Source organism: Fictibacillus sp. EA-CB0309 (assembly GCF_055814265.1).
Genome location: NZ_CP169271.1, coordinates 2,659,203 through 2,671,646, shown reverse-complemented (window position 1 = coordinate 2,671,646; position 12,444 = coordinate 2,659,203). Strand labels below are relative to the sequence as shown.

Sequence of the window (12,444 nt, the reverse complement as noted above, 5' to 3'; positions counted from 1 at the left end):
TGAAAAAATAAAGGAATGATCTACATGTTTACACTTATAAAAGGCGGTGAGGTATACGCGCCTCATTATCTCGGTAAAAAGGATATCTTGCTAGCTGCCGGGAAGATCGCCAGCATCTCAGAAAATATTGATTGGCCTGCACCAGCTCTTGATATCCATGTTATTGATGCAACAGGAAAAATGGTGGCACCAGGTTTTATCGATGCACATGTTCATATTACTGGCGGCGGAGGAGAAGGCGGATATAAAACGAGAACTCCTGAGATCTATTTGTCGGATGTTACTAAAGCAGGTGTGACAACGATTGTTGGTGTGATCGGTACGGACGGAACAGCGCGTACGATGACCAACTTAATCGCAAAAGCAAAAGCGCTTAAAGAAGAAGGAATCTCATGCTTTGTGCATACTGGATCCTACCAAGTGCCAGTTAAAACGTTAACGGGAAATATTGAAACAGATATTATGATGATTGACGAAATTATTGGTGTGGGTGAGATCGCGATCGCTGACCATCGTTCCAGCCAGCCGACCGCTCATGAACTGGCAAGGCTCGCTTCACAAGCAAGAGTTGGAGGCATGCTTTCAGGAAAAGCAGGTGTTGTGAACATTCACCTTGGCGACAGCAAACACATGTTATCTTTAATTGAGGAAGTTGTGGAGACGACCGATCTGCCTATTTCTCAATTTTACCCTACGCATATTAACCGGAATTCTTATTTATTTGAAGCGGGGATCGAATATGCGAAAAAAGGCGGTATCGTAGATTTTACAACAAGTACGACGAAGCAATTTTTAGAAGAAGGCGAAGTCAAATGCAGCATAGGACTTAAAAGAATGCTTGATGCAGGAGTCGCTATTGAACAAATAACCTTCACATCAGACGCACAAGGAAGTTTGCCTGCGTTTAATGAATTTGGCGAATTTACAGGACTGCGTATCGGTAAAGTGAACTCGCTGTACGGTGAAGTAAAGGATGCCGTTAAAACGGAATGTGTTCCACTAGAAACAGCACTGCAGACAATCACTTCTAATCCCGCTCGAGTTTTGAAGCTGAAAGAAAAAGGCAGACTGCAAGAAGGTCTGGATGCTGATCTTGTTCTATTAAACCAAGACCTAAGCATTGATTCTGTTATTGCGTTAGGGCAAGTAATGGTACGGGACGGGGAAGCCGTGATTAAAGGAACATTTGAAGAGTAAAGGAAGCTGATTTTTAGCTTCCTTTTTCACTTTAAGTTAAGAAATATATGGTAAAATAAATAGCATACATATAAATCATTCGAAGGTGGCGATCATATGGCGAAACAGGAAATACCAACAACGTTAAGTCCTGAATTGTTTGAACACCTGCAAGGCGAGCAACTCGTTTTATTAGGTACGGTTGACGCAGAAACGAAAGCCCCATCCGTTAACGCAATTTCGTGGGTAAAAAGTCTGTCAGAAGGTAAGATCAGATTTACTGTAACGAACAATTCCCGCATCGTAACGAATATCCAGGATAACCCGAATGTCGTACTTACGGTTGTTGGTCTAGAAACAGTGTATTCCATTAACGGAAAAGCAAATATTCTTGAATTTGCAATGGGAGGCGTACCTTTAAAGCTTGCGAAGATCGAAGTAGAAATCGAACATGTATTTGAAAGCATGTTCTGGGGTGCGAAGATCGTTCAAGAACCTGTATATGAAAAAACGTATAATGAAAAGAAAGCAAAAGAGCTAGACGAGCAAGTGTATGCTGCTCTAATGAAATAAATTTAGCTTCTTACAACTAAGAAAGCTGCAGAAATACTTGCACAAACCGTCAAAACATCTTGTTCTGGCGGTTTTTTAATTTATCGTTTAATCTCTTTAAAGTAAAGGAGGATCTGCAATGTCTTTAATGTGGCGCTTATTACTTTTTTCAGGTCTTATTTCGTTACTAATCGGCATTTTGAATGTAACAAGTTTATTAGAGACAAAATCAAAAGGGCTGAATGTTTGGGGCTATCTTCTGCTTTTTTGGGGAATCATTGCAGTCATGAGTGCACTTAACCGATTCAACTATACTTGGATAAATAAGGCTCTAGCAGCTCTTGGGGTTTTGCTTCATGGATCACTTGCCATCTATTGGCTTCTCTTCCCTGAAGGTCCTGAGACAAAAGGGATGGACGGTGCTAGTGTTTTGTATGCTTTAGCATCCTTGACAGCTGCTTTTTTCTGCACTCTTATTCTCGGGAAAAGGATTGAAAATACACCTTCAAAATCAATTAGCAAATAGTGAACTTTTCTCTCTTTGTGATAAAATTAGAGAACTAACTCCTTGTTTTTCCTAAAGTCGGTTTTAAACAAGTTTTCTGTGGCAACGATGAGGGTATGAGGAAGAAAAGGGTGAACGATTGATGGACTGGAGAAACTGGGAACGCTATTTCACTGAAAAAAATATTTTGCAGCTGCTTGATCAATACAAAGATCTTGGTTTCTTGCCAGGGGTTTTGCTGCCTATGCTAGAATCTTTTCTGCCGATCCTGCCTCTATTTATTTTTGTCGCAGGTAATGCAGCAGCATACGGATTTTGGTTAGGTTTTCTTTATTCGTGGATCGGGGTTTGTGTAGGTTCAATTATTGTTTTTATGCTCGTACGACGATTTGGACAGAAGAAATTTCTAGATTTCTTAAACAGACACACAAACACAACGCGGATGCTAAATTGGGTAGAACGGCACGGATTCGGCATGTTGTTTCTAATCTACTGCTTTCCATTCACTCCGTCTGCACTTGTAAACGTTGTTGGCGGACTATCTCGGATTGATACTAAAACATTTTTGCTGGCACTATCCCTTGGTAAATTAGTCATGATTGCAATCGTATCGTTTATCGGTTATGACTTTGTTGATGTTTTAAAAAGCCCTCTTAAATTAGGATTGATTGTATTCGGCATATTCGTACTATGGTTAGGCGGCAAAGTGGTAGAATCAAGACTTAAACAATCAGAGCATCGGGCGTAGGTACAATCGCTCGATGTTTTTTATTTTTCGGCTATTTTCTAAAGCGGTGTTTGCTTCGTAATTCTTTTTATTCTCTTCTCTGAACAGTTGATTGGAGTGGAAAGCGAGCACCTGGAACGGAAATTATCTACTTTCAAAAGCAACAATGAATACGAAAACCGCTTTATTTTTTTACTTTACCCGTTTCACGAACCTCTTTTGATTTGAATATAGATAAAAAAGAGGAAGGGGAGAGTTCGGGTTGATTAAGCTTAAATCACAAAAGCAGATAGAGAAGATGAGAGAAGCAGGAAAGCTCCTTGCTTCCTGTCATCAAGCATTAAAAAGAATCGTAAAACCGGGAATCACAACTTTAGAACTGGATCAGTTTGTAGAGAACTTTCTATTGGAGCGTGGTGCAAAACCTGCCCAAAAAGGATACATGGGCTACCCGTTTGCAACTTGCGCCTCTGTTAATCATGAGGTATGTCATGGACTTCCTAATAAAAAAGTATTGAAAAACGGTGATATCATAACCATAGATTTTGTTGTAAATCTAAATGGTTGGCTCGCGGATTCAGCTTGGTCATATGGAGTTGGAACCATTTCGCAAGAATCTCAGCGTTTGATGGACACGACAAAAAAAGCATTATATAAAGGGATTGAAGAAGCACAAGTTGGCAACCGATTGGGAGATATCGGATATGCTATCCAGTCTTATGCTGAGAAAAAGGGATATTCCATCGTCAAAGAATTTATTGGACATGGTATTGGACGTAACATTCACGAAGATCCTCAAGTTCATCATGTTGGAGAACGAAATACAGGAACAACGCTTAAAGAGGGAATGGTTATTACGATAGAACCAATACTCAACAAAGGTATGCCTTATATAACTATGAAATCAGATGGATGGACCGCGGTTACGTTTGACGGAAGTTTATCCGCTCAATATGAACATACCATTGCGATTACAAAAGAGGGGCCAATTATTTTAACAGAACAGTTTTAAAAGTATTATTACCGCATATTCTTAAATAAGAAGGCGGTAATTTTTTTGCTTATAAGATAATTTTTTAAAGTAACTTGACATAGACAAGTTACTCATTGTAATATACTAACATAAAGTAAGTAAAACAAAATTTAATTAGAAAGAGGGAATTATTCAATGTTATCATTAGGATTGCTTATTATTCGATTAGTGGTTGGTCTTGCACTAGCAGCGCATGGTGCCCAAAAGTTATTTGGCTGGTTTGGAGGTTATGGCTTAAAAGGAACTGGAGGCTGGATGGAGTCGATCGGTATTAAGCCTGGCTATACGATGGCATTATTAGCAGGTCTTGCTGAGTTTGGCGGAGGACTATTATTTGCAGCAGGACTGTTTACTGAAGTTGGAGCAATTTTGATTGCTGGAACGATGCTCGTTGCGATTTTAAAAGTGCACTTGCAAAATGGATTCTGGGTGACAGCGAACGGCTATGAATTTAACTTGATTTTGATCGCTGTAGTTATAGGCGTTGCCTTAACTGGTGCAGGAGAATATTCACTGGATTACATGTGGTTAAAGTAGGGAATAGAATAGGAATCTTACGTGAGGAAAACCACTTTTGATAAGTGGTTTTTTCTTTGTGAAATACCATATCCTATTAATAGTGTGAATACAGCAAAGTTCAGTCACTAATCAATAGTCACATATAGAAAAATAACTTATAATAATGAAGTACTTTATAAGGAGGTGACGTTCCTTGTTTAAAGAGATGTCAGAAAATCAGATCTTATTGTATGTGATTAAAAATTTAAAAGAGCTGCGCAAGAAAGAGTTTCAGCTTTTAATTGATGAACTTCACCCATATGATATTGCTAACGTTTATAAAAATTTGCCGGAAAAGCACAGGCATAAGTTCGTCACCTTTTTAACGACGAGACAGATTGCTTCTTTGATTCAAGAACTTGAAAGCGATCTTCAAATGGAGATTCTGCACAAGCTTGGCATAGAACGTTCATCTCATATCATGAACTTAATGGAAAACGATGACCTTGCCGATCTTTTGGGCAACTTGGATGTTAATGAGATTCAGGATTTCTTATCATCCATGAAAGCAGATGAATCCAAAACGGTCCAAAGTCTAATGCAATATGATTCAGATACTGCCGGTGGTATCATGACCAACCGCTTTGTTTGGATCCCGCAAGTGTACACCGTGCGGGATGCGGTTGAAAAACTAAAAACGTTTGCCGGTTTTGCTGAGAACATCTATTACCTATATGTGATCGACGATGATAAAAAGCTGGTTGGTGTAGTTTCTTATCGTGACCTCCTATTAGCTGAGATGCACGAAAAGATAGAAGATATTATGTACAGCAGGGTCATTTCCGTGCCTGCAGAAACCGATCAGGAAGAAGTAGCCCGAACGATCGAGCGTTATGATTTTATCGCAGTTCCTGTAACAGATGAACAAGATCGATTAATTGGAATTGTCACGGTCGATGATGTACTCGATGTTTTGATTGAAGAGGCAAACGAGGATATCGAGAAGCTCTCAGCAACAGGTAAATCGATTGATTTTCAGACGAGTGCACTCGTTGCTTCATACAGAAGACTTCCTTGGCTCATTTTACTTCTATTTATCGGGATTTTGTCAGGCAGTATCATTAGTACGTTTGAAGGAACAATTGAAAAAGCAGTAGCCCTCACATACTTTATGCCAATGATTGCTGGTATGACGGGAAATACTGGGACGCAGTCTCTGGCTGTTGTAGTACGCGGACTCGTCTCACAAGATACCGACCGTCAAACGATACTTAAATTGATCATGCGTGAATTTGGTGTTGGTTTCATTATAGGTGTTACCTGTGGGATCTTAATATCGATCGTCGCTTATTTATGGAAAGGTAATTTGATTTTAGGTCTTGTAGTTGGAAGCTCATTATTCTTTACCTTAATTATTGGTACATTAGCAGGCACGCTAATTCCGTTGCTGCTTTACAGATTTAAAATTGACCCCGCTGTAGCGTCGGGACCACTCATTACGACACTTAATGATATTTTTTCGCTATTGGTTTATTTTGGTACAGCTACCATGTTCTTATCTCATTTATTATAACGTGTAAGGATAGATATTTAGTACTATATAATCTACTTCTTTTGCTCAATAGAACAACCCCTTTAAACATGCGATAATGAAATAAAACATTTGGTTTTTCCGAAATTGGTCAGCGGCGTATGCCATTCGACTAATTTCGGTTTTTTACGGCTAAAAAAAGCCGTTGAAACGCTATGATATAATAAAATAAATTGACAGATTTTTTAGACAGGCTCTGTTAAGCAGTTTAAAAGATAAAGTTGGTGAAAAAAGTGGGTATAAACCGGGAGAAAGTAGCAAGTTCATTTGTTTCGCTTATTATTGCAGCAGGTATGGTCATTTGGGTTCTAAGTCTGTTTTCAATCTCCAAAATTCCAGACCTTCTCATATTCTTAACGCTATTGGTCTTTCTCTTTATAACAGAATATTATCCGATTCCAATTTGGAAAGGGATAAGTGCACTGAGCTTTCCATTGCTATACACGATCGAGCTTCTTTATGGATGGGGCATAGCGGTTTTTGTTTTTGGATGTATGGTGTGTTTTGTTCATGCATTAAATCGGCGTCCGCTTCGTATCGTGCTTTTCAATCCAGCTCAGCTTATGATCAGCTTTTTTGGAGCCGTTCATCTTACTGACTTTTTGCTATCCACTTTCACAGCTGAATGGAGCCTGTTTTGGTCCGCTGAAATACGAATGATTGGAATATCAATTCTTTATTATCTATTAAATAATTTAATTGTAGATATTGTGCTTCTTTTACGGCCTCAAGTCTACAATTTTCAATTTTGGAAAACGAAAACGATCTCAGAAATACTTGTAACGCTCTTTTTCTGTTCTATACATTACATTAATGTTCTTGTTGGGCAGTCAAAACCGTGGTGTTGTAGATGCTTTTTCATATATCTTTTTCTTCTCACCTTTGGTCGCAATTGCACTTATTTCTTCCTTTATAGCAAGGCTGCGTCAGGAGCAAAACAGGTTGAAAGCACTTTATGATATCAGCACTACGTTTAATGCTCAATTGCCTTCAAAAGATTGGTTAAAGCAAGTAGAACTTCCTTTTTAGAGTTTCTTGGAACAGATGCTGTGCTTCTTTTCCTCTTTGACGGAACCATATGGAAACTAGCATACGAAAATGGTGGTGTTTCCACCAGTAAAGATCTATCAGAGAATTTGCTCGAACTTATAGAGGCTGAGTCTAAGATGGTTTTGTTTAATAAGAAAAATGAAGTAAACGAATGGGTGTTTCATTATTTTCAAAGCAGTATAAAATCCATCATGATCGCGCCATTAACGATTGAGGATGAAGTTACAGGTGTACTTCTTACAGGAAGAACAAGAACACATTCATTTACCTCTGTCGATGAGCAGTCAATGGCAACACTCGTTAATCAGCTGGCCGTTGCATGGAAATCCAAACTCTTAATATCAGAACGGGAAAAGAGGGTGCTTTTAGAAGAAAGGAACAGAATTGCCCGCGAAATTCACGATGGAATCGCACAAACATTGGCCGGTTCTGTCATGCAGCTTGAGACAGCTCAGCGCGTTTTTGAACAAAAGCCCGAAAGAACAAAGCAGCTTGTGGCGGTTAGTACAGAAAAATTAAGAGGAAGTTTAAAAGACTTGAGAGAATCTATTTACGCGTTGCGGCCATATCCAACCGAACGAATAGGGCTTCATCAAGCAATAAAAGCAAAAGTGAAGGCTGTAAAAGATGAAGGTCATAACATCCAAATCCGGTTTCAAGAGCGCGGCACAAGTTACCCACTCAGTACAATGGTAGAGAAAGTCATTTTTGATATCTTTTCAGAAAGTCTTCATAACGTGCTAAAGCACGCCGATGCAAGCAAAGTGGAAATTCTTTTAAGCTACTCTACAGAACAAGTCATTTTTAAGATTAAAGATGATGGCAAAGGATTTTCACTTTTTGAATCGATGATCAAAGCGAGGCAGGAACCTCATTATGGCATATTGAACATGAACGAATTATCGGAGAGTCTAGGTGCGTCCCTTCATATTGATTCTGCAAAAGGAAAGGGAACCGAAATTAAGTTACACATTCCTCAAATAGAATCCAAGGAGGCTTTTTAATATGATTTCTATCTTACTTGTAGATGACCATGCTATTTTACGAGACGGATTAAAAAACATCTTATCATTTGAAGATGATATAAAAGTTATCGGAGAAGCGATATCAGGTGAAGAAGCGTTAACGGCAGCTCAAGAATTGATGCCAGATGTTATTATTATGGATATTAACTTGCCAGGAATGAACGGTGTGGAAACGACATCGGTTATTAAAGCAAAACATCCGAACATCCGTATCCTCGTTCTGACCATGTACACCCATGATGAATATTTACTTTCTGCACTAAAAGCCGGAGCAGATGGATATTTGTTAAAAGATGCACCTTCAGAACATGTGGTAGATGCCATACATGCGGTTTATAGAGGCGAATCGATGATTACACCAAGAATGACAAAAAAACTGGTAAACATCCATCTTCAGCAGACGCAAATTAAACAAGATGAAACGAACCTGACTGACCGTGAGCAGGAAGTGTTGATTGGGCTTGTTGAAGGTTTAAGCAATAAAGAAATCGCCGATAAACTATTTATTAGCGATAAGACAGTAAAAATTCATGTAAGTAAGATTTTTAAGAAGCTTGAAGTGAAAAGTCGCTCACAAGCTGTCATCTATGCCGTGCAAAACCAGCTCGTACCAATGTAAACCAGTCTCTTGGCTGGTTTTTTTGTTGCGCAAAAATGAATTTCACTGGAAAGAGAAGTCGCTAAAAAATTGTTGCATTTTTCCAATTAACAGCTAAAATATATACAACATAGGGAGGAGAAAGACAGATGATAATTAAGATGGATCAAACTTGGCATGGAAAAGTAATGGACTACCTAAGTGAAGAACCAGCTCTAAACTTGTTTATTATTGCAGACATCGAAAACTTTGGCTATGAAACAGATTTTCAGGAAATCTGGGCTGATGTGGATGAAGACGGGACATTATCAGGTATTCTTCTCCGTTACATGGGAAACTATCTGCCTTACGCAAAAGGAACAATTAATGCAGAAGCTTTTTCAAAGATTATTAATCAAAATAAAAGTTATGAAATGCTTTCCGGCAAAAAAGAAATAACTGAACAGTTTCGCCCATATGTAGCTTTTGAGCGAACAAAAGAAACCTATTTTGCAGAGCTAAGAGATGCCATTTACTTAAACAAAAGCAGTTCTAGAGAGAATATCATGCAAGCTGAACTATCAGATGTGGATAGCATTATGGACTTAAGGCATCTGATAAAAGAGTTTGATATTCGTCCTACAGCTAAACAAAGTTTAGAACAAGCATTAACTACTAAAACAGGCCGTACGTATTTTATAAAAGATAGTGATAAGGTCGTCTCCAGTGCATCATCAACCGCTGAGAATTCCTTATCAGCTATGATTGTAGGTGTTTGTTCGCATCCGGAAAAAAGAAATCAAGGTCTTGCATCACTATGCATGGAAGCGTTATGTCAGGACATTCTGGCTGAAGGAAAAGCGGTATGCCTTTTTTACGATAATCCGAAAGCAGGATCCATCTATAAGCGGTTAGGTTTCAAAGATATCGGCTTTTGGAGCATGAACTATCCACTGCGTTCAGCATCACGTGAACAGCAAACAACACTTGTGAAATAATAAGACTGTTTTCTAAAGGTTGATGAACTGTGAGAGTGTTATATGCTCACCAGGAAAGATTTATGTTCGTTCATGAAAATTGGCGCTCGTTCAGCGGCATTTATGCTCGCTGAACGAGCGCCATCCGAGAAATACGAGCGCCAAAGACGAAATCAGCTAATAAAAAGACGGCCGGGGATCGATAAAATCGTCCCTGCCGTCTTTTAATTTTTAACTACCCCAGCTTTCGCTCAGCAGCTTGTTCATTCGATGCTGTATTCTCTTCATTAGACGTTCTTAGTGGAATTTCTTTCAAGAAAAATAAGGTGAGTAAGAACGCAGAACCAATCACGATAGCGCCAGTTAAGAAAACTCCGTTTAAGGCATAACTTAGTGACTCACGCAATATTCCTAAGACTTGTTTAATAAAGCCGAGTGACTCTGGTGGTAACGCGCTAAACTTTTCTAAAACAGCCCCTTGATTTAACAGCACCTGTGGATTCGCCAGTTCTTTGATCTGCTCACCTATCTGAGGTGTAACGTTAGGTGTAGATGCAATTAATTTTTGAGATTCTTTATTAAAATGGTCAGCCAGTGAATTGTTCATAACACTTCCCATGATCGAAACACCAATCGTACCGCCTAATTGTCTGAACAGCTGTACGGATGAAGTCGCAACACCCAAATATTTATGTTCGATCGCATTTTGTACAGTTAGTGTGAAGATAGGGAAAGCAATACCTAGTCCTGAACCAACTAAGATCATGTTAAGAATGGCGGTTGTATTTGTCGTCTCGGTATCCATAAAATGCATGCTCGTCATACCGCTGACCATGATGAACAGCCCAAGCATTGCAAGCTTTTTGTACTTTCCAGTCTTTGTTACGATCTGTCCGCTTATCGTACTTCCGGCAACCATGGCAAGCGTCAGAGGCATCATCACAAATCCGGATTTTGTTGCAGATGTACCCATTACGCCTTGAATAAAGAAAGGCATATACATAATCGATCCGAACATACCTGCTCCTAAAAAGAACCCGATTATGTTAGAAACGGTAAAAACTTTATTCTTAAACATATCAAGCGGCAGCACAGGGCTAGAGACACGCTTTTCTGTACGGATAAATAAGAAGAAAGCAACAATTGTTACAGCAAATAATCCGATGATTTCAGGAGATACCCAGTCGTATTGATTTCCTGCCCAAGTAAAAGAAAGAAGAAGAGGGACCATCGTAAGTGTTAAAAGAAGCGATCCTGTGTAATCAATAGACTCTTTCTCTTTTCTTTGAACGGACGGAAATAAAAAGTAGATGGCAGCAAAAGCGACTAGACCGAACGGAAGGAAAATCCAGAACACCCAATGCCAATGAAAGTGATCAACGATATATCCTCCTAATGTTGGTCCAAACACGCTCGCCAATCCGAACACGCTGCTCATGATTCCTTGCCATTTGCCTCGTTCGCGAGGAGGGAATAGGTCACCAACAGCTGTAAAAGCGGTTGACATAATCATCCCGCCGCCAAGCCCTTGAATTCCTCTATATGCAATAAGCTCAAGTATGCTTCCGGAAACACCACATAACAGCGATCCTACTGTGAAAACTCCAATCCCTAAAAGGATAAAAGGTTTTCTGCCGTATATGTCAGACAGTTTTCCGACCAAGATGGCCGTAATGCTGGAAGTGAGCATAAAGATCGTGAATACCCAGCTGTAATACTCAATTCCACCAAGATCAGCAATAATTTTTGGCAATGACGTACCAACAATCGTTTGGTTCAAAGCAGCAAACAGCATGGCTGTCATAATGGAAAGCATAATGATGACTTTTCGTCGCATTTCCAAATGTTCCATTTATCTTCCTCCTATTCATGTAGTAAATAATTCATAAAGTGAAGTATTATTAAAAAGCAAAACTGCTTCAATTAATCCAGCAGTTTTGTTGAAGAAGCTATCATCCGTTTCATGTCTTCGTCAGTCAGGTTAGCAAACTTTTTTCTAGATACTTGTTTTTAATCTCATCCATTTTTTTAGCTATTTCTCTACCGTCTTCTGTAATTTCCAGATAAACGATTCTGCGGTCTGAATCTGATCGAACACGCTGTATATAGTTTTTTCCAACAAGCCGATCTGTAACTGCGGTAATATGGCTGGACGACACCTTTAATTCATTGGCAATTTCAGATGCCATTAAAGGACTCTGGTTAAATAGAGTCTGCAGTACAGCAAATTCGTTGCTTGGGATATAATCCGAGTACACTTCGTTCAAACCTTTTCGTAATGTGCGAAAAAGTCTTCGCAAGCTCATTTCAAGAGCGCGTTCTAATTCATTTCTTCCTTGAGATAGTTCTCTATTTTCCATTTTAACACCCTTGCTTTTTGTTTCTTCTATTAGTATATGATAATTTATATTTAATAAGAAAGAAAGTAAAAGGTTTGAGGAGAAACATATTATGAAAAATTCAACGCTGTTTTTTGTGCTTTTAGGATTTGGTTTTTTAATCGGAGCTGCATATTGGGTTTGGGCGATCACAACGCAATCACAACCTGGGGAATGTAAAAAGGCTATTGTTGTATACAATGTTGTTCTTGTAAGTAGTTGATATCCGTTTCAGGTGCTTCGCTTTCCGCTGGGCAGTAGTCTCACACTTTACACTCCAAGCAACTTGTCGATGAAGAAATAAACGAGTACCAAAGCAACAATCTTTTAGAAAAAGAACCAAAAAAATCGAGCC

General features: G+C 39.0%; 15 protein-coding genes. 13 read left to right on the top strand and 2 right to left on the bottom strand.

The annotated features are described in order from the left end of the window. Positions 1-24: 24 nt before the first annotated feature. From iadA to ACEWFH_RS14820, 12 genes are all read left to right on the top strand, one after another. Positions 25-1,197, top strand: a complete 1,173-nt coding sequence (iadA, locus tag ACEWFH_RS14875) for a beta-aspartyl-peptidase (protein WP_473724607.1) — start codon at positions 25-27, stop codon at positions 1,195-1,197. A 96-nt stretch (positions 1,198-1,293) separates the two neighbouring features. Continuing rightward, the gene (locus tag ACEWFH_RS14870; RefSeq protein ID WP_473724606.1) at positions 1,294-1,749 is read left to right on the top strand and encodes a pyridoxamine 5'-phosphate oxidase family protein; all 456 of its coding nucleotides are present in this window, start codon (positions 1,294-1,296) and stop codon (positions 1,747-1,749) included. A gap of 118 nt (positions 1,750-1,867) precedes the next feature. Then, complete coding sequence (locus tag ACEWFH_RS14865) at positions 1,868-2,254, top strand: hypothetical protein (protein ID WP_473724605.1); 387 nt, start codon at positions 1,868-1,870, stop codon at positions 2,252-2,254. 121 nt (positions 2,255-2,375) lie between these two features. Further along, complete coding sequence (locus ACEWFH_RS14860) at positions 2,376-2,981, top strand: TVP38/TMEM64 family protein (RefSeq protein ID WP_473724604.1); 606 nt, start codon at positions 2,376-2,378, stop codon at positions 2,979-2,981. A 241-nt stretch (positions 2,982-3,222) separates the two neighbouring features. Next, entirely contained in the window at positions 3,223-3,972 is a 750-nt protein-coding gene (gene map, locus ACEWFH_RS14855) for a type I methionyl aminopeptidase (RefSeq protein ID WP_473724603.1), read from the top strand. Positions 3,973-4,128: 156 nt separating this feature from the next. Then, positions 4,129-4,530 (top strand): DoxX family protein, encoded by a 402-nt coding sequence (locus ACEWFH_RS14850; RefSeq protein WP_473724602.1) that lies wholly within the window; start codon positions 4,129-4,131, stop codon positions 4,528-4,530. 187 nt (positions 4,531-4,717) lie between these two features. Next, positions 4,718-6,064: a magnesium transporter gene (gene mgtE, locus ACEWFH_RS14845; RefSeq protein WP_473727314.1), complete on the top strand. Its 1,347-nt coding sequence runs from the start codon at positions 4,718-4,720 to the stop codon at positions 6,062-6,064. A 251-nt stretch (positions 6,065-6,315) separates the two neighbouring features. Then, complete coding sequence (locus ACEWFH_RS14840) at positions 6,316-7,041, top strand: hypothetical protein (RefSeq protein ID WP_473724601.1); 726 nt, start codon at positions 6,316-6,318, stop codon at positions 7,039-7,041. A 39-nt stretch (positions 7,042-7,080) separates the two neighbouring features. Beyond that, positions 7,081-8,136: a histidine kinase gene (locus tag ACEWFH_RS14835; protein ID WP_473724600.1), complete on the top strand. Its 1,056-nt coding sequence runs from the start codon at positions 7,081-7,083 to the stop codon at positions 8,134-8,136. Position 8,137: 1 nt separating this feature from the next. Then, a complete protein-coding gene (locus tag ACEWFH_RS14830; protein ID WP_473724599.1) occupies positions 8,138-8,776 on the top strand; it encodes a response regulator in 639 nt (212 codons plus the stop codon). Positions 8,777-8,904: 128 nt separating this feature from the next. After that, complete coding sequence (locus ACEWFH_RS14825) at positions 8,905-9,732, top strand: GNAT family N-acetyltransferase (RefSeq protein WP_473724598.1); 828 nt, start codon at positions 8,905-8,907, stop codon at positions 9,730-9,732. Positions 9,733-9,774: 42 nt separating this feature from the next. Further along, on the top strand, positions 9,775-9,939 hold the full coding sequence (locus ACEWFH_RS14820) for a hypothetical protein (RefSeq protein ID WP_473724597.1): 165 nt from the start codon (positions 9,775-9,777) through the stop codon (positions 9,937-9,939). A 7-nt stretch (positions 9,940-9,946) separates the two neighbouring features. Here ACEWFH_RS14820 and ACEWFH_RS14815 read toward each other — a convergent pair whose 3' ends face one another. Together ACEWFH_RS14815 and ACEWFH_RS14810 are read right to left on the bottom strand one after the other, a co-directional pair. Next, positions 9,947-11,563 (bottom strand): MDR family MFS transporter, encoded by a 1,617-nt coding sequence (locus tag ACEWFH_RS14815; protein WP_473724596.1) that lies wholly within the window; start codon positions 11,561-11,563, stop codon positions 9,947-9,949. 124 nt (positions 11,564-11,687) lie between these two features. Next, the gene (locus ACEWFH_RS14810; protein WP_473724595.1) at positions 11,688-12,071 is read right to left on the bottom strand and encodes a MarR family winged helix-turn-helix transcriptional regulator; all 384 of its coding nucleotides are present in this window, start codon (positions 12,069-12,071) and stop codon (positions 11,688-11,690) included. Positions 12,072-12,162: 91 nt separating this feature from the next. On the opposite strand from ACEWFH_RS14810, the gene ACEWFH_RS14805 reads away from it, so the two are divergent. Then, positions 12,163-12,312, top strand: a complete 150-nt coding sequence (locus tag ACEWFH_RS14805) for a hypothetical protein (RefSeq protein ID WP_473724594.1) — start codon at positions 12,163-12,165, stop codon at positions 12,310-12,312. Positions 12,313-12,444: the final 132 nt, after the last annotated feature.